The 25660-nt window shown below is 71.5% G+C and carries 23 protein-coding genes and 1 riboswitch; of the genes, 15 read left to right on the top strand and 8 right to left on the bottom strand.

The window, feature by feature from the left end; genetic code table 11:
* Positions 1–53: 53 nt before the first annotated feature.
* On the bottom strand, positions 54–656 hold the full coding sequence (locus AB0C27_RS10965) for an ACT domain-containing protein (RefSeq protein ID WP_357841158.1): 603 nt from the start codon (positions 654–656) through the stop codon (positions 54–56).
* A 327-nt stretch (positions 657–983) separates the two neighbouring features.
* Here AB0C27_RS10965 and AB0C27_RS10960 point away from each other — a divergent pair, with 327 nt between their 5' ends.
* Entirely contained in the window at positions 984–2144 is a 1161-nt protein-coding gene (locus tag AB0C27_RS10960) for a thiolase family protein (protein ID WP_357841156.1), read from the top strand.
* The gene (locus AB0C27_RS10955) at positions 2141–2866 is read left to right on the top strand and encodes an SDR family oxidoreductase (protein ID WP_357841153.1); all 726 of its coding nucleotides are present in this window, start codon (positions 2141–2143) and stop codon (positions 2864–2866) included. The genes AB0C27_RS10960 and AB0C27_RS10955 overlap by 4 nt, the downstream gene beginning before the upstream one ends.
* Here AB0C27_RS10955 and AB0C27_RS10950 read toward each other — a convergent pair.
* A complete protein-coding gene (locus tag AB0C27_RS10950; RefSeq protein WP_357841150.1) occupies positions 2826–3497 on the bottom strand; it encodes a DUF998 domain-containing protein in 672 nt (223 codons plus the stop codon). The genes AB0C27_RS10955 and AB0C27_RS10950 overlap by 41 nt on opposite strands.
* A 229-nt stretch (positions 3498–3726) precedes the next feature.
* Here AB0C27_RS10950 and AB0C27_RS10945 point away from each other — a divergent pair, with 229 nt between their 5' ends.
* Complete coding sequence (locus AB0C27_RS10945) at positions 3727–5193, top strand: histidine kinase (RefSeq protein ID WP_357841147.1); 1467 nt, start codon at positions 3727–3729, stop codon at positions 5191–5193.
* 18 nt (positions 5194–5211) lie between these two features.
* Positions 5212–5889: a response regulator transcription factor gene (locus AB0C27_RS10940; RefSeq protein WP_357841144.1), complete on the top strand. Its 678-nt coding sequence runs from the start codon at positions 5212–5214 to the stop codon at positions 5887–5889.
* A gap of 13 nt (positions 5890–5902) precedes the next feature.
* Here the strand turns inward: AB0C27_RS10940 and AB0C27_RS10935 are convergent, their stop codons facing one another.
* Complete coding sequence (locus AB0C27_RS10935; protein ID WP_357841141.1) at positions 5903–6202, bottom strand: hypothetical protein; 300 nt, start codon at positions 6200–6202, stop codon at positions 5903–5905.
* A gap of 96 nt (positions 6203–6298) precedes the next feature.
* Positions 6299–7552: a right-handed parallel beta-helix repeat-containing protein gene (locus tag AB0C27_RS10930; protein WP_357841138.1), complete on the bottom strand. Its 1254-nt coding sequence runs from the start codon at positions 7550–7552 to the stop codon at positions 6299–6301.
* A gap of 416 nt (positions 7553–7968) precedes the next feature.
* Here AB0C27_RS10930 and AB0C27_RS10925 point away from each other — a divergent pair, with 416 nt between their 5' ends.
* Positions 7969–9462, top strand: a complete 1494-nt coding sequence (locus AB0C27_RS10925; RefSeq protein ID WP_357841135.1) for a glycoside hydrolase family 13 protein — start codon at positions 7969–7971, stop codon at positions 9460–9462.
* A gap of 179 nt (positions 9463–9641) precedes the next feature.
* Positions 9642–11009, top strand: coding sequence for a HAMP domain-containing sensor histidine kinase (locus tag AB0C27_RS10920; protein ID WP_357841132.1), 1368 nt, complete (start codon positions 9642–9644; stop codon positions 11007–11009).
* A 39-nt stretch (positions 11010–11048) separates the two neighbouring features.
* Here the strand turns inward: AB0C27_RS10920 and AB0C27_RS10915 are convergent, their stop codons facing one another.
* On the bottom strand, positions 11049–12392 hold the full coding sequence (locus tag AB0C27_RS10915) for a cation:dicarboxylase symporter family transporter (protein ID WP_357841129.1): 1344 nt from the start codon (positions 12390–12392) through the stop codon (positions 11049–11051).
* Positions 12393–12500: 108 nt separating this feature from the next.
* Here AB0C27_RS10915 and AB0C27_RS10910 point away from each other — a divergent pair, with 108 nt between their 5' ends.
* The 5 genes from AB0C27_RS10910 to AB0C27_RS10890 all read left to right on the top strand — a co-directional run bounded on the left by AB0C27_RS10910 (position 12501) and on the right by AB0C27_RS10890 (position 19017).
* Positions 12501–13982 carry a sensor histidine kinase gene (locus AB0C27_RS10910; RefSeq protein WP_357841126.1) on the top strand — a complete coding sequence of 494 codons (1482 nt, stop codon included), beginning with the start codon at positions 12501–12503 and terminating at the stop codon, positions 13980–13982.
* Entirely contained in the window at positions 13979–14656 is a 678-nt protein-coding gene (locus AB0C27_RS10905; RefSeq protein WP_357841123.1) for a response regulator, read from the top strand. Before AB0C27_RS10910 ends, AB0C27_RS10905 begins: the two co-directional genes overlap by 4 nt.
* 71 nt (positions 14657–14727) lie before the next feature.
* Positions 14728–16764 carry an N-acetylneuraminate synthase family protein gene (locus AB0C27_RS10900; RefSeq protein WP_357841120.1) on the top strand — a complete coding sequence of 679 codons (2037 nt, stop codon included), beginning with the start codon at positions 14728–14730 and terminating at the stop codon, positions 16762–16764.
* Positions 16765–16792: 28 nt separating this feature from the next.
* Positions 16793–17776, top strand: a complete 984-nt coding sequence (locus AB0C27_RS10895; RefSeq protein ID WP_357841118.1) for a glycosyltransferase family 2 protein — start codon at positions 16793–16795, stop codon at positions 17774–17776.
* Positions 17773–19017, top strand: coding sequence for a polysialyltransferase family glycosyltransferase (locus tag AB0C27_RS10890; protein WP_357841115.1), 1245 nt, complete (start codon positions 17773–17775; stop codon positions 19015–19017). Before AB0C27_RS10895 ends, AB0C27_RS10890 begins: the two co-directional genes overlap by 4 nt.
* 22 nt (positions 19018–19039) lie before the next feature.
* Here AB0C27_RS10890 and AB0C27_RS10885 read toward each other — a convergent pair whose 3' ends face one another.
* Positions 19040–20278, bottom strand: coding sequence for a DUF6716 putative glycosyltransferase (locus AB0C27_RS10885; RefSeq protein WP_357843058.1), 1239 nt, complete (start codon positions 20276–20278; stop codon positions 19040–19042).
* A 2-nt stretch (positions 20279–20280) separates the two neighbouring features.
* A complete protein-coding gene (locus tag AB0C27_RS10880; protein WP_357841112.1) occupies positions 20281–21225 on the bottom strand; it encodes a hypothetical protein in 945 nt (314 codons plus the stop codon).
* 98 nt (positions 21226–21323) lie between these two features.
* Between AB0C27_RS10880 and AB0C27_RS10875 the strand changes: the two genes are divergently transcribed.
* The 3 genes from AB0C27_RS10875 to AB0C27_RS10865 all read left to right on the top strand — a co-directional run bounded on the left by AB0C27_RS10875 (position 21324) and on the right by AB0C27_RS10865 (position 24163).
* A complete protein-coding gene (locus tag AB0C27_RS10875; RefSeq protein ID WP_357841109.1) occupies positions 21324–22145 on the top strand; it encodes an aldo/keto reductase in 822 nt (273 codons plus the stop codon).
* Positions 22146–22242: 97 nt separating this feature from the next.
* On the top strand, positions 22243–23196 hold the full coding sequence (locus AB0C27_RS10870; RefSeq protein WP_357841106.1) for a Gfo/Idh/MocA family oxidoreductase: 954 nt from the start codon (positions 22243–22245) through the stop codon (positions 23194–23196).
* A gap of 116 nt (positions 23197–23312) precedes the next feature.
* A riboswitch (cyclic di-AMP (ydaO/yuaA leader) is annotated at positions 23313–23449 on the top strand.
* 12 nt (positions 23450–23461) lie between these two features.
* A complete protein-coding gene (locus AB0C27_RS10865; RefSeq protein ID WP_357841103.1) occupies positions 23462–24163 on the top strand; it encodes a CHAP domain-containing protein in 702 nt (233 codons plus the stop codon).
* A gap of 390 nt (positions 24164–24553) precedes the next feature.
* On the opposite strand, the gene AB0C27_RS10860 is transcribed toward AB0C27_RS10865, so the two are convergent.
* The gene (locus tag AB0C27_RS10860) at positions 24554–24901 is read right to left on the bottom strand and encodes a hypothetical protein (protein ID WP_357841100.1); all 348 of its coding nucleotides are present in this window, start codon (positions 24899–24901) and stop codon (positions 24554–24556) included.
* A gap of 137 nt (positions 24902–25038) precedes the next feature.
* On the opposite strand from AB0C27_RS10860, the gene AB0C27_RS10855 reads away from it, so the two are divergent.
* The gene (locus AB0C27_RS10855) at positions 25039–25635 is read left to right on the top strand and encodes a hypothetical protein (RefSeq protein ID WP_357841097.1); all 597 of its coding nucleotides are present in this window, start codon (positions 25039–25041) and stop codon (positions 25633–25635) included.
* The last annotated feature ends 25 nt before the right edge of the window (positions 25636–25660 follow it).

The raw sequence follows: 25660 nt of genomic DNA, 5'->3' as shown, positions 1-25660 counted from the left end.
TTAGTGACCAGATGATTGTTCGGTCAATCACCCCGCACGTCGGTGGCGAGCCCTCAGGTGCGGGCCGCGAGCTTCGCCACCACGTCCACGATGCGGGCGGCACGTTCCACCTCGGCCCGGTGGAACACCGGCCCGTCGGCGCGGGCGACCACCACGTGCATCCCGGCCGTGACGACGGGCAGCAGCAGCAACTGCATCTCCTTGGCGTCCACGGTGATCGCCCGCGGGGGCTGCTCGGGCAGCTCGAACTCGGCGGGCGCGGTCATGGAGGCATGCTGTACGGCGCCGTCGGCCACCGCCAGCGACCATTCGGCGCCGCAGAGCCCCGGCAGCGCGTCGACCAGCGTGGCGTATCCCCTGGCGGGTTCGGCCGCGACGTGCATGAGCAGGTCGTAGTCGGGCGCCGAGCCGGGCATCTCCTTGGTGGGCCAGACTCCCTCGACGCGCACGCCCGGCATGGCGGACATCCGCTCGCGCACCTCGGCCGCGCTCACCTGCCCAGGCCAGGAGACGGTGAAGTCGTCCACGGCCCGGCCGGCCTCCCGTTCCAGCACGGTGACCTGGAGGATGTCCGCCCCCAACGCGCCCAGCGCCTTCGCGACCTGACCGAGACCGCCCGGCCGGTCCGGCAACGACACCCTCAGTCGCAGCAGCATTCCCGCCTCCCCTCCGAAGGCTCCCAGATTGCCGCGCAAAGGTTTCCAGGATGTTCCATGCATATGTCGCACATGATGCGCTTATATCCCAGGATGAAGCGTTAAGTCCGTATTGTCGATAAAGGGCAGTTGTGGTTTTCGCAGGCCAACGGGTGGTCATCCCCCATGCCGAGCCCTTACGCCAGGACACCGACCGACCCCACAACCGCGCGAACCCGTCCGCCCGGCGCGGCACGGTGTGACGCGGCTCTCCAGGCTCCGGAGTTGCGTTGGAAAATCCAACCCACCTAGAGTGGGTCTGGTTTTCCAACTGACAAGGAGGGCGCGATGCGCGACGCCGTCATCGTGGAGGCCGTACGCACCCCGATCGGCAAAGGCAAGCCCGGCGGCGCCCTGGCCGGGGTGCATCCGGTGGACCTGCTCGCCCACACCCTGCGCGCCCTGATCGAGCGCGGCGGAATCGATCCGTCCCTGGTGGACGACGTGATCGGCGGCTGCGTCGACCAGGTGGGCGAGCAGGCCATGAACACCACCCGCAACGCCTGGCTGGCCGCCGGCCTGCCGGAGTCCGTGCCGGCGGTCACCGTGGACCGCCAGTGCGGCTCGTCCCAGCAGGCGGTGCACTTCGCCGCACAGGGGGTGCTGTCCGGTGCATACGACCTGGTCGTGGCCTGCGGGGTGGAGTCGATGAGCCGCGTCCCGATGTGGTCGAACGTGCCCCCGGGAGCCGATCCGTTCGGCGCCGCCCTGGCCGCCCGCTACCCCGAGGGCCTGGTGCCGCAGGGCATCAGCGCCGAGCTGATCGCCGCCAAGTGGTCGCTCGGCCGCGAGCGGCTCGACGCGTTCTCGGCCCGCTCGCACGCCAAGGCCGCCGCCGCCTCCTTCTCGGCCGAGCTCGTCCCGCTGGCGGGCCTCGACCGGGACGAGTCGGTACGCCCCTCCACCACGGAGGAGATCCTGGCCGGGCTGAAGCCCGCGTTCGCCGACCCCGGCTACGCCGAGCGGTTCCCGCAGATCGACTGGTCGGTCACCGCGGGCAACTCCAGCCCGATCAACGACGGGGCGGCGGCCGTGCTCATCACCACCTCGGAGACGGCGGCCCGCCTCGGTCTCAAGCCGCTGGCCAGGCTGCACAGCTTCGCCGTCACCGGGTCCGACCCGATTCTCATGCTCACCGGCGTCATCCCGGCCACGGAGAAGGTCCTGCGCCGGGCGGGGCTGCGGCTGGCCGACATCGACCTGTTCGAGGTCAACGAGGCGTTCGCGAGCGTCGTCCTGGCCTGGGAGCAGGAGACCGGCGCGGACCCGGCCAAGGTCAACGTCAAGGGCGGCGCCATCGCCCTCGGCCATCCTCTGGGCGCCAGCGGCGCCCGCATCACCACCACTCTCGTCCATGCCATGCGTGAGCATGGCGCCCGCTACGCCCTGCAGACCATGTGCGAGGCGGGCGGTCTGGCAAATGCCCTCATATTGGAGCGAACCTCATGAAGATCTCCGGCAGTGTCGCCCTCGTCACCGGCGCGAACCGCGGCCTCGGCGCCGTCTTCGCCCGCGCCCTCCTGGAGCGCGGAGCCCGCACGGTCTACGCCGCCGCCAGAAACCCGGCCACGATCACCGGCCCGGGCCTGACCCCGATCGCGCTCGACGTCACCGACCCCGTCTCCGTGGTGGCCGCCGCCGAACGCTACGCCGACGTCGACCTTCTGATCAACAACGCGGGCGTGTCCATCGGCGGCTCCGACCCGGAGGCGGCCCGCGCGGAGATGGAGGTCAACTACTTCGGCCCGCTCGCCATGAGCCGCGCCTTCGCCCCCGTGCTGGCCGCCAACGGCGGCGGCGCGCTGGTGAACGTCCTGTCGGTGCTGTCGTGGGTGACGTTCCCGAGGCCCAAGACGTACGCGGCGTCGAAGGCGGCGGCGTGGTCGCTGACGAACGCGCTGCGGCTGGAGCTGCGCGAGCAGGGCACCCACGTGCTCGGCGTGCACGCCGGCTACATCGACACCGACATGGCCGCCGGCATCACCGGGCCCAAGATCAGCCCGGAGGACGTGGTGGTGCAGGCGCTCGACGGGCTGGAGGCGGGCGCGTACGAGGTGCTCGCCGACGACGTCAGCCGCAACGTCAGGGCCGGCCTGTCGGGCGGCCTGGAGCTGCTGTATCCGGAGCTCGTCACTCCCCCTCAGGACGCTCCCGCCCGACCCGGTCGCTGACCGGGCCCGCCTGATCCGCTGTGTCTTCCCGGCGGATCAGGTGTACGGCGAGCAGGGTGAGCCAGGTCCAGCCGGTCACGATGAGCACCCGCTGCAGCAGGCCCGCGTTGGCGGCGTCGTCCGTGAACGCCTGCCCGTACACCGGGAAGAGGACGAGCGTCGCCACCGCCGTGACCGCCGAGTAGAGCCGCCACCAGCCCTTGAGCCGGATCGCGACCGCCACGCACGCGACGGGCAGTCCGAAGAAGACCGGCAGGGACGCCAGGTCGTGCGCGGTGTGGTGCCAGCTGCCGGTCAGGACGACCCCTTCCGGGGCTCCGGGCGGATAGCCCTGCATCGGGTCCATCACGAACACGCCGGCGCCGATCAGGCCCGCACCGATCAGCCCGATCGGCACGGCCGCCCACCACGACGCCAGGCTGCGGCGCACGCCCGCCGCGAAGGCCGTGATGAGCAGGCCGCTGACGACGAAGCTGGCGATCTGGATCCAGCCGCGCTCACCGAGGCTGAGCTGGCTGCCCGAGTGGTAGAAGGGGTCGTAGCCGGGGCGCAGGGCCCCCTCGACGAGCAGCACGATCACGAACAGCGGCGCGCCTGCCGCACCACAGAACAGCAGCCTTCTGGTGGTCATCGAATCTCTCCTGCGGATCGGGCGGATCGGGCGGGGATGGTGGCCGGGTTCTGAGCCTCGGGCGGGGATGGTGGCCGGGGTCCTGGGTCTCAGACGGATCCGGGCGGCGATGGTGGCCGGGGTTGTCAGCCCAGCAGAGCCGATCGGGGTCGCGCACTGGCCGGACGGACACGATCCGTGGCCGATCGGCCAGGGATAGGCGGGCCTGTGCTCGATTAGGCTCCCCGGCATGACGGTCGTGCCCCGCTGGCTGCTGCCGGCCCAGCTCGCGGCGCTGGACGGCCGGCCCGCCGGGCGCCGTACGGCCCGCGACTGGGCGGCCGACGCGGGGCTGTTCGCGTTCGCGGTGATCATGGCGATCGAGCAGGCCGCCGCCTATCCGCCGCCCGGCGCCGAGTTCGTGCCCGGCTGGCTCGTCGCGATCAACCTCTGGGTGGCGGGGCCCGCGTGCCTGGCCCTGTGGTGGCGGCGGCGCTTCCCCCTGGTGCTGGGCGTCGTGATGATGGTCGCGCTGTCCTTCTCGGCCTCTTCTGTGGGCGCGGCGATGGTGGCGGGCCTCACCGTGGCGATACACCGGCCGTGGGGCCGGGCGGCGGCGGTCTCCGGCTCGTACCTGGCGATATGCGGTTACTACGGCCTTTTCGCCGAACCGCCCGGGGTGGAGCGGCCGGTGCTGATCGCCTCGCTGCTGATCATGTTCGGCGGGCCCCTCTGCCTGGGCATGGCGGTCCGCGCCCGCCGCCTCCTGCTCCTCGGCCTGCGACGGGAGGCCGAGGTACGGTCCCGCGAACACCGCCTGGAGCTGGCCGAAGCGCAACGAGCGGAACGCGAACGCCGGCTGGAACTGGCGGAGGCGCAGCGGGCCGAACGGGAGCACCGGCTCGCGTTGCGGGAGGCGCGCCGGGCCGAGCGAGAGCGGTTGGCCCGGGAGATGCACGACGTGCTGGCCCACCGGGTGTCACTGCTGAGCGTGCACGCGGGCGCGCTGGCCTACCGCACGTCGCAGGCCGCGGCCGGGACGGGCCCGCCGGTGGACGCGTCCGAGGTGGGCGGGGCGGTACAGGTCATCCAGGACAACGCCCGGCTGGCCCTGGACGAGCTGCGCGAGGTCCTGGCGGTCCTGCGCGACGGCGAGCCCGCCGCCACCCGGCCCCAGCCCGGCCTGGCCGACCTGCCCCGCCTCGTCGCGGAGGCCGAGGCGGCGGGCCAGCGGGTCGACTACTCGGTCGGGGACGAGGTGGCGGCACTGACCGGCGCCGCGGAGGGGACCGGACGCGCTCGGGCCGGGTTGAACGAGTCCGGACCTGAGGAGGATGGGTCTGAGGGGGCCGTATCCGAACGGGCGGACTCAGGGCGGACAGGGGCGAGGCAGGGTGGAGCGGGCCCGAGTGGGTCGGTGCGGGCGCAGGTGCAGCGCACCGCGTACCGGACGGTTCAGGAAGGGCTGACGAACGCGCGCAGGCACGCCCCCGGGGCACCGGTGCGGGTGCGGATCGAGGGCAGGCCCGGCTCCGACCTGATCGTCACCGTGGGCAACCCCGCCGGCGGGGCGGGTGGCGTGCGGGGAGAGGGGGGCGGAGCGGGCAAAGGGCTGGCCGGGCTCGGTGAGCGGGTGGCGCTCGACGGTGGCAGTCTGGAGCATGGAGTACGCGACGGCGTGTTCGTGCTGTCGGCCCGCCTGCCGTGGCAGGTGTGACGAGCCGTTGGAGGCCCGATGGATGAGCCGCCGATCCGGGTCCTGCTGGTGGACGATGATCCGCTGGTGTGCGCCGGGCTGCGGATGATGTTACGTGGCGCGCCCGGCGTGGACGTGGTCGGGGAGGCGGCCGACGGGGCCGACGTGCCGGGGGCGGTCGAGCGGCTGGCCCCCGACGTGGTGCTGATGGACATCCGCATGCCGTACGTGGACGGCATCGCCGCCACCCGGGCCGTGGCCGCCCGTACGGGCCGCGCCCCGCGGGTGATCGTGCTGACGACGTTCGACACGGAGGCGACGGTGATCGAAGCGCTGCGGGCGGGCGCGTCGGGGTTCCTGGTCAAGCACACGCCGCCCGAGCAGATCGTCGAGGCCGTCCGCCGTGCCGCCGCGGGTGAGCCCGTCCTGTCACCCGGCGTGGCCCGTACGCTGATCGCGCACGTGACCGGCGGCGCGGATCGCCGCACCGTGCAGGCCCGCGACCATCTGGCCCGGCTCACCGGGCGGGAGCGCGAGGTCGCGCTCGCCGTGGCCGAGGGGGCCGGCAACGCCGAGATCGCCGCACGCCTGCACCTGTCGGTCGGAGCGGTCAAGGCGCACATCTCCAGCGCGCTCACCAAGCTCGGGCTGACCAACCGCACCCAGCTCGCGATCCTGGCCCACGACGCCCGCGACAGCCACGACCTCGGCCCCTGACCGACCGCCTGGGTCAGCCCGTCGCTTCCCAGACCGCTTCGAACGCCTCGCGCGGGATCTCGGTCAGCTCCCAGATCTCCAGCGGCTGATCGGTGAGGAATCCGGCCTCGTCCTGCAGATGCCGCCACCAGTAACGGCGGGCGCCGCGGTCGGTGCCCACCTCGACCTGGCGCACCGCCCACTGCTCGCCGTCGCCCTCGACGCTCTCGAACAGCCAGGCGCGCCCGTCCTCGTCGCCCATGTGCCAGTAGCGGCGGGGATTGTCGGACTCGGCGAGCTGCCGCACGAGCGGCTGGCGAAGATCTGGAACCACGGGGCCCACTCTAGAACGACAGGACGACAGGACGACAGGACGAGAGGACGACGGTGCGGCAGAACGAGGGGGCGGCAGAGCGACCGGGAGCGGGCCTCAGCGCTGGTAGGCGCCGGCGTCGGGCGCGGCGGGCAGGGCCTTGCCCTTGACGTCCTTGCCGAACGCCTTGCCGCCGTACCACCTCGGGGTGAGCACCAGGCCGCGGCCGAGCGCCGGCGAGCCGGGACGCAGGCGCAGGTCGGTGCGGGAGACGAACTTCGGGTCGGCCATGACCGACTTCGGCCCGAGCTTGAACCTGGCGCTGCGGCCCTTGTAGACGCCGCCGTCCTCGTCGGCGCCCGAGCCGTCCTCCCAGCCGGCCTCCCCGCCCACCGCGATCACGTTGTTGCGCAGCTTGAGTATCGACGGCGCGCACCCGTCGTGGCAGGACCAGCCGATGGTGTCCCTGGCCGGCAGGTAGACCGAGTTGTGCACGGCGACCGTGCCCTTGACCGGGCCGACGATGTGGCGGGGGCCGCGGGTGATGAGGAAGGAGCCGCGGCTGCGGGAGGAGGTGACGACGTTGAAGGCGAAGACGTTGCCGGTGGCGGTCTTGCCCTTCTGGGCGCCGAGCTCGGTGAAGGTCTCGTTGTTCCTGGAGACGTTGTGGGTGATGCGGTTGCGGTCGCCGTTGAAGATCTCGACGGCGGCCCCGTCGGTGCCGTAGTCCTTGCTCTTGGCGAAGCTCCCGGAGATGGTGTTGCCGGTCACCACGTTGTCGTCGCCGTTGAGGAGCACGCCGAAGGCGCCGGAGTCGTTGTCGCCGCCCTCGTCGTTGACGCTCATCCGGTTGTTGTCGGTCAGGACGCTGTCGCGGATGGTGTTGCGCGAGCCGGACGCCGGGACGTAGACGCCGGTGATGTTGCGGTCGGCCTGTACGCCGATCAGTTCGTTGGAGTCGCCGCCGATCGCGAAGCCGGCCCAGCGGCAGCCGGAGGCGCGCAGGCCGCTGATCCGCCAGTGGTTGCCCTTGACGCTGACGCAGTCGGCCTCGGTGCCGGTGATCGTGGCCAGGGCGCCCTTGCCGTACGCCTTGACGGTGATGGGCTGCCCGGCGGTGCCGCTGGCCTCCAGCGTGAGCGGCCCGGTGAACTTGCCGCCGCGCTTGAACAGGACGGTGTCGCCGGGCTTGAACTCGGCCGCGTTGACCTTGTCCAGCGACTTCCAGGCGCTCGACGCGCTGGTGCCGGCCGCGCCGTCGTCGCCCGCGCGGGAGTCGACGTAGTAGGTGGTGCCCGCCTGTGCTGCGAGGGCCGCGGACGGAACGGCAGGCAGGAGCGTGGCCATCACGGCTACGGACAGCAACCTCATAACAGGCACACCACTATCTAGTTGGGGGACACGGAGGATCAGCAGACGCCACCGTAGCGTGATGGGTGTGGGAGGCGCCACAGACGTTACGAAGGTGTTCACTTGGCATGACGCAGTCGTGAGAGACGGCGGGAGCCCCTGTGGACGCGGGGACGGAAGGGCGGCTCCGCCGGTACGGGGTGTGCATGGTGCACACACTCTCCGTACACATGACGAACACGTAGGCGAAAGCTGTGGAAGAACTTGCGAAAGAAGGTCCTCACCGAGCGCTCATCTGACCTGCTCAGCCTCCCCGCCGGCCCTCATGGGGAGATCTGCAACTTTCCGCAACTTACACTTGACCACTCGCAGGTGATCGCGACATCGTTGACCAGAAAATCCCCCGGCATCCGGGTCATCCCAGAAGAAGGACAAACATGCTCGGCAATGACGACTGGTGGCGTGATGCCGTCGTGTACCAGGTCTACCCCCGCAGCTTCGCCGACTCCGACGGCGACGGCATGGGAGACCTCGCCGGCGTACGCGAGCGCCTGGGATACCTGTCGAAGCTGGGCGTGGACGCCATCTGGCTGAGCCCCTTCTACACCTCCCCCATGGCCGACGGCGGCTACGACGTGGCCGACTACCGGGACGTGGACCCCATGTTCGGCACGCTCGCCGACTTCGACGCGCTGGTCGCCGACGCCCACGGCCGGGGCATCAGGGTCATCGTGGACCTGGTGCCCAACCACTCCTCCGACCAGCACCCCTGGTTCAAGGAGGGGCTGCGCGAGCGGTACGTCTTCCGCGACCGCCCCAACGACTGGGAGTCGATCTTCGGCGGCCCGGCGTGGACGCAGGTCGAGGACGGCTCGTGGTACCTGCACCTGTTCGCCCCCGAGCAGCCCGACCTCAACTGGGACAACCCGGACGTACGGGCCGAGTTCCGCGACATCCTGCGCTTCTGGCTCGACCGGGGCGTGGACGGATTCCGCGTCGACGTGGCGCACGGCATGATCAAGGCCGAGGGCCTGCCCGACGTGGGGCAGAAGGACGGGCCGCAGGCCGAGATGCTGGGCGACGAGCAGGTGCCCTACTTCGACCAGGACGGCGTGCACGACATCTACCGCGAGTGGCGGCCGATCCTCGACTCCTACCCCGGCGGACGGATGGCGGTGGCCGAGGCGTGGGTTTCCTCCCCTGAGCGGCTGGCCCGCTACGTGGGGCCCGACGAGCTGCACCAGGCGTTCAACTTCGAGTTCATGATGGCGGACTTCCACGCGAAGTCGTTCCGTACCGTCATCGAGAAGTCGCTGAAGGAGGCCGACCTGGTCGGCGCGCCCACCACGTGGGTGCTGTCCAACCACGACAAGCCGCGGCACGTCACCCGCCACGGCGGGCTCGCCCGCGCCCGCGCGGCGACGCTGCTCATGCTGGCGCTGCCAGGCTCGGCCTACCTCTACAACGGCGAGGAGCTGGGCCTGCCGGAGGTGCTCGACCTGCCGGACGAGCTGCGCCAGGACCCGGCGTTCCTGCGGCGCGGCGAGAGCCGCGACGGCTGCCGGGTGCCGATCCCGTGGATCTCCACGGGCGACCTGGGCTGGCGCGACCCGTGGCTGCCGATCCCGGCCGGGTGGGCTGCGCTGTCGGCCGAGGCCCAGGAGGACGACCCCGCCTCGACGCTGAACCTCTACCGGGCCGCGCTGAAGCTGCGCAAGACGCATCCCGCGCTCGGCGACGGCACGCTGACGTGGCTCGACTCCCCCAAGGACGTGCTGGTCATCGAGCGCGATCCGGGGCTGGTCGTGGCGCTCAACACCGGCGAGACGCCGGTGCGGCTCGCCGTGTCCGGCGAGGTGCTGCTGTCCAGCGGCCCGCTGGCCGCCGACGGATCGCTCCCGCCGGACACGACGGTCTGGCTCCAGCGCTGAAGATGCCGCCTCGGTTTCACCTCGGCGCTGCTCCGGCGCCGAGGATGCGCCCCTGCTCAAGCTCCGGCGCCGAGGAACCGGCCCGGCTCAAGCTCCGACGCTGACGGTTGGCGCAATCTTTCCCTTTTCACGGTATATACCCGACATAGCGGAGCAATCACTCTCGGTAGCCTCGGGGGATGGCACCCTGGTGGGCCAGGTCCCTGCGCGCACGCGTCACCCTCATCGCGACGGCCGTAGCCGCCCTCGTGCTCATTCCCGTGGGCATGGTCGGCGTCGTCGCGGCCCGTTCCCTGGTCGCCGCCAGCGTGTTCGGCCAGACCAGGGACGCCGCCGAGCGGATCGCGTTCGAGATGCGCGGCGGCACCCTGCCCACCGGCGCCGCCATCCCCGTGCCCAACCCGTCCGTCGACCTGATCCAGATCGTCGGGCCGGAAGGGGAGCTGATGGCCACCAGCGACGCGGCCAGGAACCTGCCGCCGCTCAGCGACGTGCGCCCCACCCCCCAGAACCGGATCATCAACACCACCACCTGCCTGCCGACGGAATGCGTGCACGTGACGGCGGTGCGGGTGAGCCTGTTCTCCGACTCCCCTGTCGTCTACGCCGGCCGCAGCACGCCCGAGGTGCTGTCGAGCCGGATACTCGAGATCGTCGTGCTCGGCGAGGTCGCCCTGCTCATCGCGCTGACGGGATGGGCGACGTGGCTGGTCACCGGCAAGGCGCTGCGGCCGGTGGCGACCATGCGGACCGAGCTGGACGCCGTGCACGCGGGAGACCTCAGCCACCGCGTGACCGAGCCGCCGGGCGACGACGAGGTGGCGCAACTGGCCCGCTCCATCAACGGCACGCTGGCCCGCCTGGAACACTCGGCCGAGCAGCAGCGCCAGTTCGCCTCCGACGCCTCCCACGAGCTGCGCACCCCCATCGCCGGGCTGCGCGCCCAGCTGGAGAGCGCCCAGCTCTATCCGGACGACACCGACATCGAGGCGCTGGTGGACAGCGCGCTGCGCGACACCGACCGGCTGGAGGCCATCATCAGCGACCTGCTGCTGCTGGCCAGGATCGGCTCCCGGGTGGACCTGGTCAAGGAGCGCGTCGACCTGGCCGATCTGGTGCGCCAGGAGCTGGCCGTGCGCAGCGACAAACTGCCCGTCCAGACGGACCTGGCCGAGGGGGTCACGGTCGAGGGCGTACGCCTCCAGCTCGCCAGGGTCCTGACGAACCTGCTGGACAACGCCCAGCGGCACGCCGAGCACACGGTACGGGTGGAGGTCGGCCACCAGCCGGGCCCAGGGGCGGGGACCGCCGTGCTGGCGGTCGAGAACGACGGCGTGGAGATCCCCGTGGCCGACCGCGAGCGCATCTTCGAGCGTTTCACCCGCCTGGACGCCGCCCGCGACCGCGACTCGGGCGGCACGGGGCTGGGCCTGGCCATCGCCAGGGACGTGGCGCTGGCCCACCGCGGCCAGATCTGCGTGGAGGACTTCGCGGGAGGCGCGAGATTCGTGCTGCGGCTGCCGGCCGTGAACCGGCAGCCGCGTTAGATGTCCCGTCCCGGTGTCCCGTCCGGGATCCCGGTACGGCTAGGCGGGCGACATCTCCTTCTCGGGCTCCCCGCGCGGACCTTCGGCGGCGGGCGTGTCGTCGTGGTCGTCCAGCAGCGTGGCCTCGTCGAACGGCGCCTGCCCGGCCAGCACCCGTCCGGCGCGCTCCCGGTCGAACTCCCCGGTCCAGGTGCCGACGAGCACGGTGGCCACGGCGTTGCCGGCGAAGTTCGTCAGCGCCCTGGCCTCGGACATGAACCGGTCGATGCCCACGATGAGACCCACGCCGTCCACCAGCTCGGGCCGGTGCGCCTGGAGGCCGCCGGCCAGCGTGGCCAGGCCCGCGCCGGTCACGCCCGCCGCGCCCTTGGAGGCGATCATCATGAACAGCAGCAGCGCCACCTGCTCCCCGAACTCCAGCGGCGAGCCGGTCGCCGAGGCGATGAACAGCGTGGCCATGGTCAGGTAGATCGCGGTGCCGTCGAGGTTGAAGGAGTAGCCGGTCGGCACCGTGATGCCGGCCACGGTCTTGCTCACGCCCAGGTGCTCCATCTTGGCGATGAGGCGGGGCAGGGCGGTCTCCGACGACGAGGTGGACAGGATCAGCAGGAACTCGCGGCCCAGGTAGCTGAGCAGCGACCACAGGTTGATCCGCGCGACGGCCCAGAGGAGCGCGCCCAGCACCACGCCGACGAACAGCACGCAGGTCACGTAGAAGGCGATCATGATGATGGCCAGGCTCTTGAGCGCCTCGATGCCGGTGGCGCCCACGACGGCCGCCATCGCGCCGAACGCGCCCACCGGCGCGGCCCACATGATCATGGCGAGGACGCGGAACACGAGCCGCTGGAAGTGCTCGACCCCGCGCAGGATGGGCGCGCCCTTGGGGCCCATGGCCTGCAGCGCGAACCCGGTCAGCAGCGCGACCAGCAGCGCCTGCAGCACGGAGCCGTCGGTCAGCGCCGACACCACCGTCTTGGGGATGATGCCGAGCAGGAAGTCGACCGTGCTCGCGTCCGCGCCCTTGGCCGCCTCGGCCTCGGCCGCCTGCCTGGCGGTGTCGGTGAGCTGCAGGCCGGAGCCCGGGTCGATGACGTTGCCGACGGCCAGGCCGATGACCAGCGCTACCGTGGACATGACGATGAAGTAACCGAGGGCGAGGCCGCCGACCTTGCCCACCTGGGCGGCCTGACGCACCGAACCGATGCCGAGCACGATGGTGCAGAAGATGATGGGGCCGATCACCATCTGGATCAGTGCCACGAATCCGGTGCCGAGCGGTTTGAGTTCCTTGCCCACGTCCGGCCAGATGAAGCCGACCAGGATCCCGAGCAGGACCGCCACGATGACGGCCAGGTAGAGATAACGAGTGCGATCGCGCATAGGGGGCTGCTCCGGCGTTTTGGAGGGACCTTCTTGATGTGCGAATATGCGCCTCACGAGTGATGCAGGTCACCATTGCGTAAGTTTCGTTCACGGGAGAGTGCTCAGATGCGGCGCTGGAGCCTGGCGGGGCAGATGCTCGTCCTGCAGCTGCTCGTGGTCGCCGTCACGGTGGCGGGCGGCGCGGTGCTCGCGCTCGTGCAGGCCAGGCAGGTGCTGACCGAGGACGCGGGTCGCACGGCGAGCGCCGTGGCGCTCAGCGTCGCGGTCTCGCCCGACGTGCTGGCCGCCCTGGACGAGCCGGACCCGAGCGTGCGGCTGCAGCCGTACGCCGAACGGGTGCGCCTGGTGACGGGGGTCGACTTCATCACCATCATGCGGCCGGACGGCACCCGCTACACCCACCCCAACCCGGCCGAGATCGGCAAGCGCTTCCTCGGGCACACCGGCAGGGCGCTGGCGGGCGAGACGTTCACCGAGACCTACACCGGCACGCTCGGCGCGTCCAGGAGGGCCGTGACGCCGGTCGTGGCGGGCGGCCGGGTGCGAGCCCTGGTCAGCGCCGGCATCACGATCGACAAGATCAGCGCGAGGCTGCGCGACCAGTTCGCGTGGGGAGCGCTCGTCATCGCGCTCGCGCTGTCGCTGGGCGCGGCCGGCACCTGGCTGGTCACCGCGCGGCTGCGCCGCCAGACGCACGGGCTCGGACCGGTCGAGCTGGGCCGCATCCACGAGCACCACGACGCCGTCCTGCACGCGGTCAGGGAGGGCCTGCTGCTGGTCGGCAAGGACGGCACGCTGACGCTGTGCAACGACGCGGCCAGGCAGCTGCTGGGCCTGCCCGCCGACGCCGAGGGCCGTCACGTGGGCGAGCTGGGGCTGGGCGAGCTGCTCACCGGCGCGGAGGAGCGGGTCCACCTGGTCGGCGACCGGGTGCTGGCCGTCAACGGCGCCGCCAGCAGGCTGGGCACGGTCGTCACCGTACGCGACCACACGGAGCTGCAGGCGCTGACCGGCCAGCTCGACGCCGAGCGCGGCTTCGCCGACTCGCTGCGCTCGGCCGCGCACGAGGCGGCCAACCGGCTGCACACGGTGATCACGCTGGTCGAGCTGGGCCGCACGGAGCAGGCGGTGGCGCTCGGCACGGCGGAGCTGCGGGCGGCGCAGGAGCTGACCGACCGGGTGGTGGGCTCGGTACGCGAGCCGGTGCTGGCCGCGCTGCTGCTGGGCAAGAGCGCCGAGGCCGCCGAGCGCGGCGCCGAGCTGGTGATCAGCCAGGACAGCGAGCTGGACGACCCGGGCCTCGACCCGCGCGAGCTGGTGACGATCGTGGGCAACCTGATCGACAACGCGCTCGACGCGGCCGGACGGGTCGAGGTGCGGCTGCGCGGCGGGGAGGATGAGGTCGTGATCAGGGTGGCCGACGACGGGCCCGGGCTGGCCGACCAGGCCGCGTTCGAGAAGGGCTGGACCACCAAGGGCGACGGGCACGGGCTCGGCCTGGCGCTGGTCGGGCAGGCGGTGCGGCGGCTGGGCGGCTCCATCGAGGTGGCCGGCTCGGAGTTCACGGTGAGGCTGCCGGTCCCATGACGATCTCCGTGCTGGTGGTCGAGGACGAGGAGATCACCGCCGAGGCCAACCGCATCTACGTGGAGCGGGTGCCCGGGTTCGCGGTGGCCGGCGTGGTCAGGTCCGGCGGGGAGGCGCTGCGCTTCCTGCGCGGGCGGCCGGTGGACCTCGTGCTGCTCGACCTCTACCTGCCCGACATGCACGGGCTGGAGGTGTGCCGGGCGATCCGGGCCGGCGGCCTCATGTGCGACGTCATCGCCGTCACCTCCGCGCGCGACCTGGCCATGGTGCGCTCGGCGGTGTCGCTGGGGATCTCCCAGTACCTGCTCAAGCCGTTCACGTACGCGACACTCGCCGAGAAGCTGACCCGTTACGCCCGGTTCAAGCAGGAGGCGGGCGGCGGCGCCACCGCGGTCGGGCAGGGCGACGTGGACCGCGTCCTCGGCACCCTGCGCGGCTCGTCCGAGCTGCCCAAGGGCATGGCCCGCGACACCCTCGACAGCGTGGTCGCCCGGCTGCGCGAGCACCCCGGCGGGGCCGGCGCGCAGGCCGTGGCCGACGCGGTCGGCGTGTCCAGAGTGACGGCGCGGCGTTACCTGGAATACCTGGTGGAGCTGGGGGTGGCGGTCCGCATCCCGCAGTACGGCGGCGTGGGCCGGCCAGAGTTGCTCTACCGGATCCCCATGGAAAGTTAATGAGGGTGACGCTGGGCGTTCAATCCGGCCTTCTAGCTTCTGGGTGCAATCCGATGCACTGAGGAGACACCTTGCGAGTCCTGGCCGTAGTTCCCGCCCGCGGAGGTTCGGCGGGCGTACCCCTGAAGAACCTCGCCCTGGTCGGGGGCGTTCCGCTGGTCACCCGGGCGGTGCGGGCGTGCCGGCGCGCCGAGCTGATCGACGAGGTCGTGGTCAGCACCGATCACGACGGGATCGCCGAGACCGCGCGCGAGGCGGGCGCGCTGGTCGTGGAGCGCCCCGCCGAGCTGAGCGGCGCCACCGCCTCCAGTGAGTCCGCGCTGCTGCACGCGCTCGACACCCTCGGCGAGGACCCCGAGGTCGTCGTGCTCGTGCAGTGCACCAGCGCGTTCATCGACCCGGCCGACCTGTCGGCGGCGGTGCGCAAGGTGCTCGACGGCGAGGCCGACTCGGTCGTGTCCGGGCTGCCCACGCACGAGTTCCTCTGGACGGCGGGCGGCGCGGGCGTCAACCACGACCCGGCAGTCAGGCCGCGCAGGCAGGACCGCGAGCCGGAGTTCCGCGAGAACGGCGCCTTCTACGTCATGCGCACCGCCGGCCTGCGCGAGCACGGGCACCGCTTCTTCGGCTCGGTCGCCGTGCAGCCCGTGCCCGCGCAGCATGGCATCGAGATCGACAATCCGGAGGACCTGGAGCTCGTCCGCGCGCTGGCCCCCTTCGTGGACGCGCCGGAGCCGATCGACGTGGACGCCGTCATCACCGACTTCGACGGCGTGCACACCGACGACCGCGCCTACATCGACTCGGAGGGCCGCGAGATGGTGCTGGTCAGCCGCTCCGACGGGATGGGCGTGTCGCTGCTGCGCCGTTCCGGGGTGAAGGTGCTGGTCATGTCCACCGAGCAGAACCCGGTGGTCGCCGCCCGCGCCCGCAAGCTCGGCGTCCCCGTGCTGCAGGGGCTGGCCGACAAGCGCACCGTGCTGCGTGACTGGCTGACCATCGAGGGGCTCGACCCGGCCCGCGTGGCCTACGTCGGCAACGACGTCAACGACCTGGGCCCGATGAGCGAGGTCGGCTGGCCGGTGGCCACCCCCGACGCCCACCCGCGCGTGCGGGCCGCGGCCAGGGTGGTGCTGACCAGGCCCGGCGGCGACGGCGCGGTGCGCGAGCTGTGCGACCGCGTGGTGGCCGCCCGCCCCGAGCCGGCGGCCGCCGCGGCGCGGACCCGGCCGCAGTTCGGGCCGGTGGCGATCGGCGACGTCCGGGTCGGCGACGGCGAGCCCGTCTACGTCATCGGCGAGATCGGCATCAACCACAACGGCGACGTCGAGCTGGCCAGGCGGCTGATCGACGTGGCGGCCGAGGCCGGCTGCCAGGCGGTCAAGTTCCAGAAGCGCACTCCCGCGATCTGCGTGCCCGAGGAGCAGAAGGGGCAGATCAGGCAGACGCCGTGGGGCGAGATGACGTACCTGGAGTACAAGGAGCGCACCGAGTTCGGGCGCGCGGAGTACAGCCAGATCGCCGAGCACTGCCGCGAGCGCGGGCTGCACTGGTTCGCCTCGCCGTGGGACGTGCCGTCGGTCGCGTTCCTGGAGGACATGGGCGTCCTGGTGCACAAGGTGGCCTCGGCGAGCGTGTCCGACCACGAGCTGCTGCGCGCGCTGGCCGCCACCGGCAAGCCGCTCATCCTGTCGACCGGTATGTCCACGCTCTCGGAGATCGACGCGGCCGTGGAGATCCTGGGCACCGAGCGGCTGATCATGATGCACGCGACGTCCACGTACCCGCTGCCTCCCGAGGAGGCGAACCTGCGCACGATCACCACGCTGAAGGAGCGCTACGGCGTGCCCGTCGGCTACTCGGGGCACGAGCGCGGGCTGCAGATCTCCCTGGCGGCCGTCACGCTCGGCGCCGTCTGCGTGGAGCGGCACATCACCCTCGACCGCACCATGTGGGGCTCCGACCACGCCGCCTCGCTGGAGCCGTCGGGGCTTGAGCACCTCGTCCGCGACATCCGCATCATCGAGCAGGCCATGGGCGACGGCGTCAAGCGCGTCTTCCCCGGCGAGGAGGCCCCCAAGGCCCGCCTGCGCCGGGTGACCGTCTGATCCCGTCACCTCTCAGGAGAAACCCCCCTTGATCACCCTCTCGGTCGTCGTGCCCGTGCGGGACGGCGAGCGCTTCATCGCCGACGCGCTCACCTCGCTGTCCCGCAACGCGCGCCCCGGCTTCGAGTTCATCGTCGTGAACGACGGGTCCGCGGACGCCACGGGCGACATCATCGACGACTTCGCCGGTGACCTGCCCGGGCTGACCGTGCTGCGCAACCCCGCCCCGGTGGGGCTGGCCGACGCGCGGAACACGGGCCTGGCGGCCGCGACCGGCCGGTACGTCACGTTCATGGACGGCGACGACTGGCTCGCCCCCGGTTACCTGCAACGGCTCGTCGAGGCGATCGACGGGCTCGGCTGCGACTTCGTCCGCGCCGACCACGTGCAGGTCGAGGGCCGTAAACGGGTCGTGCACCGCGCCCCGCAGGCGCGGCGAGGCGCGGTGCTCGACCCTCGCGCCGCCATCCTGCCCGCCGGGGTGCGGACCATGGTCGACTACCCGTACGCGTGGGCGGGCGTCTACCGGCGTTCCCTGGGCGACCTGCTGCACTTCCCCGGCTCGCTGCACACCGCGGAGGACCGGCCGTGGATCTGGCGGCTGCACCGGGAGGCCGCCACGTTCGCGGTGGTGTCGCTGGCCGGGGTCTTCTACCGGCGCATGGTGTCCGGGTCGCTGACGCAGGTGGGCGACGAGCGCCAGCTGCACTTCTTCGACGCGTTCGAGCTGGTCTTCAAGGACCTGGAGCCGGAGTTCCTGCCCAAGGCGGCGCGTAACTTCTGCGCCCTGCTCGCCCACCACCTGGAGCTCGCCGACCGTTTCACGCCCGCCCTGCGCGCCCGCTTCGAGGAGCGCGGCGCGCAGATGGTGCGGGCGCTGCCGCCTGAGCTGGTGGCGGAGTCTGTGGCGCGGATGTCCGTCGAGCGCGAGGCCGCGCTGCGCGCCCTGGTGCCCGATCTGCCCCCCAGCCCGCACGTCCGGGTCCGCCGTGACCGGGAGGAGACGTCGTGAAGGTCTTCTACGCCTCGACGCTGTTCGGGGTGATGTCGCTGGCGGCCGCCATCGACGACGGCCGGTTCGGCACGGGCCGCCGGGTCCTGATCGTGTCGAACAACGCGGCCGTCCCCGAGGTGGCCATGCCGGCCGACCAGGCGCCCGGCTTCGCCGCGCTGCGCTCGCGCTTCGACGAGGTGCGTTCCTGGAACGAGCTCATCGCGCCGCTGCATCCGTCGGACTGGCGGGCTCGGGTGATCGAGGTGCCGATGACGGAGCGGCTGATCCGCTCCCACTGGGGGCTCGACGGCGTCGAGGAGCTGGTGCTGGAGTCGATCGCGGTGCCGCCGGCGCGGACGATCGCGGGGCTGGTGCGCGACTGCCCGATCTCGGTCTACTCCGACGGGCTGATGAGCTACGGCCCGACGCGCGATCCGCTGCCCGCCGAGATCTTCCGGCGCATCGACCGGCTGATCCACCTGGACCTGGTGCCGGGGCTCGAACCGCTGCTGCTCAGCGAGTACGGCGTCGCCCCCGAGATCCTGCCCGGCGAGCGCTTCCTGTCAGTCGTGCGCGAAGTGTCGGAGATTTCGGAAATATCCGGAGTGTCCGGGCCGGCGATGATCCTCGGCCAGTACCTGTCGGCGCTGGACCTCCTCACGCCCGAGGAGGAGGCCGGCCTGCACGAGACCATGCTCAAGGCCCTGGTCGCGCGCGGCCACACCGACGTCGTCTTCAAGCCGCACCCGGCCGCCGGCCGCCGCCACGCCCAGTTACTGCGGGCCGCCGCGAAACCGCTGGACGTGCGGCTGACGGTGGCCCAGGAGAGCGTGCCGGCCGAGGTGTGCTTCGCCGCGCTGCGGCCCGAGCTGGTCGTGGGCTGCTTCTCCACGGGGCTGGTGACGGCCTGGCGCTACTTCGGGCTGCCGGTGGCCTCGTACGGGACCGAAACGGTGCTGCGGCGGCTGACCCCGTACGAGAACAGCAACCGGATCCCGGCCACCATCGTGGACGCCCTGCTGCCCAGGCTGTCGGCCGAGGGCCACATCGAGCGGCCGCCCGAGCCGGACCTGCCCACGCTGCTGCGCGCGGTGGGCTACTGCATGCAGGCCGACGCCTACCCCGACCTGCGGCCCGACGGCATCGCGTTCGATCCGCGCTACTTCAAGCGCAGGCGGCTGGAGATGCTGGGCCTCGCCGACGCGGCCAGGCCCAGCGCGTTCACCAGGATCCGCAGGAAGCTCAGGTCAGCGCTTTGAGGCCGTCGCTCTGGCGTACGGCTCAGGTCAGCGCTTTGAGGTAGCGGCGCATCCGGCGCTTGGCCCGGTAGCCGGCCCGCAACATCTTCGGGGGCACCTCCACCCGGAGCCGGGCCCGGCGCCGGGCCGCCGCGTGCCCGGGGCCGTCGAGCAGCGACCTGGCGGGCGTCCGCGGCCCGGCGACCAGCCCGGCCAGCAGCCCCGTCCAGGAGTCACGCTCGGCCGGATGGAAGTAGTTGGCCGCGCACCAGGCGGGCGAGGCCGCGCGGAAGTCGCCCTTGGCCAGCTCCTCCATCGTGCCCAGCAGGTCGCTGCCCTCGAACACCAGGTTGATCATCTCGGCGCTCACGCCGAAGTCGCGCAGCACCAGCGACGGCACGCCCATGGCGATGGCCTCCAGCGCCGCCGTCGAGCTCACCGTGACGAACCCGGCCGCCCGTTCCAGTTGCTCCTGCATGGACCCGGCGGCGAACGTCAGCCGGCCCGGCTCGCCCATCTCCCGCCACAGCCGCTGGTAGTGGTGGCGCTCGTTGTGCGTCTGCCGCTCGCCCTCCAGCGCGCGCAGCTTGACCACCACGTCGAGGTCGGGCCGGTGTTCGGCCAGCTCGGCCAGCGACAGCAGGATCCGCTCGCGCCGCTCCCGCTCGCGCGGCACCTTGGCCTGGGTGGCGAACACCACCCGGTTCCCGCTGCCCGTGCCCGCCTCGGGACGCAGGAACGGCAGCCGGGCCAGCCCCACCGCCCCTCCCCCGCCGAGCCGGCCGGCGATCGCGGCGAACTCGGCCACCTCCCGCTCGCTGTGCACCACGAACAGGTCACAGCCGCTGCGGAACAGCCACGCCTTCTCGGTGGCGGGCACCGAGATGCCGGGCAGACCGCTGACGAACACCGGCCGCGGGCGCAGCCCGCCGAGCACCTCGGCCACCAGCACGTCGACCACCGGGCCCGTACAGGCGACGAGGATCACGTCGGGCCTGGTGCGCTCGGCCAGCCGCCGCACGGAGCGCGCCGACAACACCGGCGGCCGCCCGCCGCCCTGCCCCTCGTCCGGCCCCTCGTCCGGCCCCTCGTCCGGCCCGCCTCCCCGCCTGCCGCTCCGCCCCTCGCCCCGCGTGCCGCGCACGGCCGCGGCGATCTGCTCGGGCGAGGGCGCGATCGGCGTGCGCACCACGACCAGCTCCGTCACGCAGCCCTCGGGCAGGTCACCGAGCAGGCAGGCCGCCCATTTCAGATACGAGTCGGAGTCGGCGACCGCCAGCACTCTCAACCGGACACTCCTGTCAAATGCGAGCGCAGGGCGGGAGCCGCCCTGCTGGTCCACCAGTCATCGGGTACGTCCACGGGCTCGACGGCGACGCCGCGCGGGCTGAGCAGCACCCGCAGCGAAGTGATCGCGGTCGAGGGCAGGCTGAGCACGCGCTGGCCGGGGTCCAGGCCGCGCAGCGTCAGCTCGGCCGGCGCGCCGGCGTCGTGGACGGTGATGCCGGGACGCTCCCGGATCAGCGCGACGTCCACGGGGTCCTCGCGGCGGTGCGGGTAGTAGGCCAGGGGCTCGCGGGTGGCCAGGTCGGTCAGCCAGCGCAGGTAGTGGTCGCGGTGCACGAGGCCGTTGCGGACCAGCGAGGTGCCGAGCACGACCGTGCGCTCGGCCGGTCCTTCGGCGCTCGGCGGCTGGGCACGCAGCCAGGCGAAGTCGTGGCGCACGAGATCGACACCGGCGCGGCGGACGGCCGCTTCGAGCCGTTCGTCCACGGGCAGCGCGGTGAACACCGCCACCTCGCTCAGCCGCAGCCGCACCGCGGCGGCCAGCCCGAGCAGGGCGCGCACATTCGTGGAACGGGCGCGGGCGCGCAGCAGCGGCCGGTGCGGGCCCGCCGCCAGCAGCTCCAGCAGCCGCAGCGTGGCCAGGCCGTCATCCACGATGACGATGCGGCCAGGGCCGGAGGCGAGCCAGCGCAGTTGCACCCGTCCGGAGAAGGCGTCCCCGACCGCCTGCACGCGTCTCGGCATGCGCTCGCGCGGCTCGGCCAGTTCGAGGCCGTCGGGCAGCCCCAGCGCGCGCAGCTCACGCCGCGTGGCCTTCAGCGGCCGCAGGCCCGCGCGGGGCACGACGGCCGTCGCGGGGCCGAGCAGCCCGGCGTGGTGGGCCTCGACGGCGCACAGCATCTGGAGCGGGGACTCCACCCAGGCCGACGCCTGTTCGACCACTCCTTGCCCTCCCAGCGGGGTGATGGGCCGTTCACGACCGCTTCAAGCTAGCCCCACCGCCTTAAGCCCGCAGGAACGCGGTATGAACAATGGAGAGTATGAACTCGCTCTTGCTCAACACGGACGGCGTGCAGATCCCGCAGCTCGGGTACGGCGTCTTCCAGGTGCCGGCCGACGAGGCCGAGCAGGCGGTCGCCATCGCGCTCCAGACCGGCTACCGCCACATCGACACGGCCGCCGCCTACGGCAACGAGGAAGGAGTGGGCCGGGCCGTCCGCGCGAGCGGGCTGCCGCGCGAGAAGGTGTTCGTCACCACCAAGCTGTGGAACGGCGACCACGACCGCGCCGAGGCCGCCTTCGACGAGAGCCTGACCCGGCTGGGGCTCGATCACATCGACCTCTACCTCATCCACTGGCCGGTGCCGCGGCAGGACAAGTACGTCCAGGCGTGGAAGGCTCTGGAGCGGATCTACCGCGACGGGCGCGTCAGGGCCATCGGCGTGTCGAACTTCACCGTCGCCACGCTCACCCGGCTCATGGACGAGACCGACATCACGCCGGCCATCAATCAGATCGAGCTGCACCCGTACCTGCAGCAGCGGGAGCTGCGCGCCTTCCACGAGGCCAACGGCATCCTCACGGAGGCGTGGAGCCCGCTCGGGCAGGGCAAGGGGCTGCTCACCGATCCGGCGCTGACGATGCTGTCGGACAAGTGCGGCAGGACGCCGGCGCAGATCGTGCTGCGGTGGCACCTGCAGCTCGGAAACGTGGTCATCCCGAAGTCGGTCACGCCGGCGCGGATCAAGGAGAACATCGACGTGTTCGACTTCATTCTCGACCCGGAGACGATGGCGGCCATCGGGGCGATGAACAGGGGGCAGCGCATCGGGCCGGATCCTGACACGTTCAACGTGGCGTGACGGGCGGTTCACCGCCTTTGTGACGGGAGAGGTTTTCGGGGTGTCCCGATTTATCCCCACATAACCATATTTTTACCTTTCCTGTACGATCTGCGGCGTGCGAGAATTCACCTGGGGAATAGCGGCGACCGGCGGCATCGCGCGTACGGTGGGGGCGGCCATAGCCGCCGAACCGGGCATGCGGGTGGGCGCCGTCGGCTCACGAGATCTGGCCAGAGCGCAGGCTCTGGCCTCGACGCTGGAGGCGGAGTCGGCCTACGGCTCCTACGAGCAACTGTGCGCCGATCCGGCGATCGACGCCGTCTACGTGGCCACCCCGCACGCCCAGCACCTCCAGGTGGCCGAGGCCGCCATCGCCGCCGGTAAGGCCGTGCTCTGCGAGAAGCCGCTGGCGGCCACCGTGGACGACGCCGAGAAGATGGTGCGGCTGGCGCGCGAGGCGGGCGTGTTCCTGATGGAAGCGATGTGGATGCGGTTCAACCCCCTCATCCAGCAGATCGCGGCCGATCCGCGCTTCGGCGAGCTCCGCTCGGTGCAGGCCACCTTCGGCTTCGCCGCCCCGTACGATCCCGCGCATCGCCTGTGGGCGCCGGAGCTGGGCGGCGGCGCCCTGCTCGACCTGGGGATCTACCCGTTCAGCCTGGCTCAGCTGCTCCTCGGCACGCCCTCGGGCCTGAGCTTCACCGGCTCCCTGGCCCCGACCGGGGTGGACGCGGAGGCGGCCGGCACGTTGCTCTACCCCGGCGGACGGCACGCTCTCGTGGCGGCCTCGTTGCTGGGGAATTACCCGAACATGGCCAGTGTTGTGGGTACTCAGATGCGGGCGGACATCCCGGCGCCGTTCTGGGCGCCGAAGCGGATCCTCCTCACCGGGCCCTCCATGGAGCCGGAAGAGCACGTTCTCGATCCGGCGGACAACGGATACGCCGGGGAGCTTCGCGAAGTCCGTGCCGCCACGGCCGAAGGCAGGACCGAATCCTCGATCATGCCGCTTGACGAATCCCTTGCCATGATGGGACTTCTGGCCGACGCGCGCAGACAACTCACCTGACTGCGCTTTATGGATTTGTAATCCTCTTGCCTCATGTATTACCTTATGAGGCACCTTGAGGCATACGCCCGGTTTGTCCGGCTATGTCTGACCATCGCACGAAAGATCACAGGATCGTCCTGTGACCGCTGAATCCGTCTTCGTACGGAACCGGGGACCCATGTCCTTGGGGTGAATCGGCACTCCGGTGCCGTAGGGCAGCTTCCACGCCCGAACCCGTCAGCTAACCCGGTAAGCGGCATGGAAGCAAGGAGTAACCCCCTCGATGGCCAAGTACCGTCTTACTGCTGCGCCCAAAACCGGCATCACCCGCGCCCTCCTGGGCGGAGCCATCCTGGCCTCCGCCCTCGGCGCCCCTCTCGCGGCCAACGCCGACACCGCGACCGGAGTAGCCGCGGCCACCGCCGCCAGGCACCCGGACTCCGCCACCGCCGCCCACAAGGCCGGTGACAGGAGCGAAGAGACCAAGGTCAACGTCACGGCCGACCAGGTCCTGTCCGTGGCCAAGGCCCAGATCGGCACCTCCGAGAACGCCTCCGGCGGCGGCACCAAGTACCAGCAGTGGTACGCCAACTCGAAGCGCGCCGCCGAAACCGTGGCCCGCGACGGCGGCAACCGCAACGCGTACCTGAACGCCGCCTGGTGCTCGATGTTCGTCTCCTGGGTCGGCGAGCAGACCGGCGCCCGCCCGCAGGTCGGCTGGGATGCCTACACCGTCGCCCACGCCAAGTGGTTCCGGGCCAACCACCGCTTCGGCGACGTCGCCAAGCCCGGCGCCGTGGTCTTCTTCTCCTGGAAGGGCGGCAAGTCCCTCAGCGACATCCAGCACGTCGGCTTCGTCCTGAAGGACAACCAGAACGGCACCATCTCCACGATCGAAGGCAACACCGGCAACGGCCGGGTCGAGGAGCGCGTCCGTCCGAAGTCGCAGGTCGTCGGCTACGGCTACCCGGACTACGCCGCCTGACAAACCCACCCACGAGCGCGCGCCCCACGAGGGGGCGCGCGCTCGCGCCTTTCCGGAGGTACGGGCCCCGCTCGGGGGGCTCCCGGGGAAAACTGCAAGGCCTTCCCCAAGGGGGCGCTTCGCGCCACGAGACTCCAGACAGCGCTCCCCAAGGGGGCTGCCGCCCCCTTTCGATCCCCCAAACCCCCCGCTCGCTCCGCTCGCCGTCGAACCCCCGGCCCTGGTTACCGGACACGTTCGAGCGTCGTCAGAGGGCGGTTCGCGAGCGAGCGTTCTCTCAGTAAAGATGGACCAACAATCGGCCCATACACGCGAGGCGGTATCAACGAACGCCCGTGACCAGCACCTACGCAGCCATGTCCATCCGCGACGCACGCTTCACAGCCACGCCTATCCACCCTGCACGATCCGCCCCGCCGGCGTTCCGTAGTACCAATGCCGCCCAGCCGGAGCGAGAGGTACGCCACCGCGAGCCTCGATCCGTCGAGCCGCCTCCACGACGCAGCGCAGGAGCACCTGCCGCCGATCCTCGCTGAAATCGTCCAGCAGGACCGCGGAACTGCTGCCGGCCAACGCGTGCGTGCGGAGATCCTGCTCCAACTCCGGCCACCACGAGGGCCGAAGGTCCACCGGCTCCTCCGCCCCGACTCGGGCGGCTTCGATGAAGAGAACCGCGAGCGCCACGTCATAAGCCCAGAACATCGCGTCACCGGAGATCACCGGCACTGTCTCGCTCAACAGGACTCCTCCGCAGCCAATCGCTCCCAGCGCACATCATGACCCGAAGACGCGTATGGGGACGCCGCTGCACCGGACACAGCGAGACCCGGATAGGACCGGTCGAACCGATCACGTCCGCCGTACGTCATCAAGGCATGATGATGCGTGTGCTCGCGGCGTTCTCCATCGCGACAGTCCTGTTCCTGGTCACCGCCGGTCCGGTGACCGCCGCTTCGGGCTGCTCGTGTGCGATGCTCACGCCACGACAACAGGTCAGCGCGGCGACGGCCGTCTTCTCCGCTACCGTCACGGACGTCCGCGTGGGCGAATCGATGCTGAACGGCGGCTCCGTCACCGCCAGCCTCCGTGCCGACCACGTCTACAAGGGCGCGCCGACCGCCGAGTTCGAGGTCTTCACCAAGGCGCAGGGGCCGGCCTGCGGGTACAAGTTCGTGGAAGGCGCTCGCTACCTGGTGTTCGCCCGTACCCGAGGCTCAGAACTGAGCACGAGCCTGTGCTCGGGCAACAGACGTCTACCTGTCGGCGACCACCCGCTGCGACTCTCCGACCGAACCCAGGGTGCGAGACCGCTCACCCCCGAACTGATCACCGCCCTCGGAACCCCTGTCCGGGTCGAAGCCGAACCCCCGCCCGCTCCCGACAGGACCGGTGTCATGGTGATCGCCGCGTTGGCTGGGGCGGTCGTACTGGCAGGAATCGCATGGGCACGCCGGAGGGCTCGGGCGCGCTGATTGCCAGGCGGTCACCTCCGGGCGG

Origin of the sequence: Nonomuraea sp. NPDC048882 (assembly GCF_040649755.1) — a bacterium.
Taxonomy (GTDB): domain Bacteria; phylum Actinomycetota; class Actinomycetes; order Streptosporangiales; family Streptosporangiaceae; genus Nonomuraea; species Nonomuraea maheshkhaliensis.
Note: the sequence above shows the minus strand (reverse complement) of the source record. Positions and strands in the feature narration are given on the sequence as shown.

Coding starts and splice junctions, on each gene's coding strand:
- AB0C27_RS10965 (WP_357841158.1), bottom strand. CDS start 656: ATGCTGCTGCGACTGAGGGTGTCGTTGCCGGACCGGCCGGGCGGTCTC.
- AB0C27_RS10960 (WP_357841156.1), top strand. CDS start 984: ATGCGCGACGCCGTCATCGTGGAGGCCGTACGCACCCCGATCGGCAAA.
- AB0C27_RS10955 (WP_357841153.1), top strand. CDS start 2,141: ATGAAGATCTCCGGCAGTGTCGCCCTCGTCACCGGCGCGAACCGCGGC.
- AB0C27_RS10950 (WP_357841150.1), bottom strand. CDS start 3,497: ATGACCACCAGAAGGCTGCTGTTCTGTGGTGCGGCAGGCGCGCCGCTG.
- AB0C27_RS10945 (WP_357841147.1), top strand. CDS start 3,727: ATGACGGTCGTGCCCCGCTGGCTGCTGCCGGCCCAGCTCGCGGCGCTG.
- AB0C27_RS10940 (WP_357841144.1), top strand. CDS start 5,212: ATGGATGAGCCGCCGATCCGGGTCCTGCTGGTGGACGATGATCCGCTG.
- AB0C27_RS10930 (WP_357841138.1), bottom strand. CDS start 7,552: ATGAGGTTGCTGTCCGTAGCCGTGATGGCCACGCTCCTGCCTGCCGTT.
- AB0C27_RS10925 (WP_357841135.1), top strand. CDS start 7,969: ATGCTCGGCAATGACGACTGGTGGCGTGATGCCGTCGTGTACCAGGTC.
- AB0C27_RS10920 (WP_357841132.1), top strand. CDS start 9,642: ATGGCACCCTGGTGGGCCAGGTCCCTGCGCGCACGCGTCACCCTCATC.
- AB0C27_RS10915 (WP_357841129.1), bottom strand. CDS start 12,392: ATGCGCGATCGCACTCGTTATCTCTACCTGGCCGTCATCGTGGCGGTC.
- AB0C27_RS10910 (WP_357841126.1), top strand. CDS start 12,501: ATGCGGCGCTGGAGCCTGGCGGGGCAGATGCTCGTCCTGCAGCTGCTC.
- AB0C27_RS10905 (WP_357841123.1), top strand. CDS start 13,979: ATGACGATCTCCGTGCTGGTGGTCGAGGACGAGGAGATCACCGCCGAG.
- AB0C27_RS10875 (WP_357841109.1), top strand. CDS start 21,324: ATGAACTCGCTCTTGCTCAACACGGACGGCGTGCAGATCCCGCAGCTC.
- AB0C27_RS10865 (WP_357841103.1), top strand. CDS start 23,462: ATGGCCAAGTACCGTCTTACTGCTGCGCCCAAAACCGGCATCACCCGC.
- AB0C27_RS10855 (WP_357841097.1), top strand. CDS start 25,039: ATGATGATGCGTGTGCTCGCGGCGTTCTCCATCGCGACAGTCCTGTTC.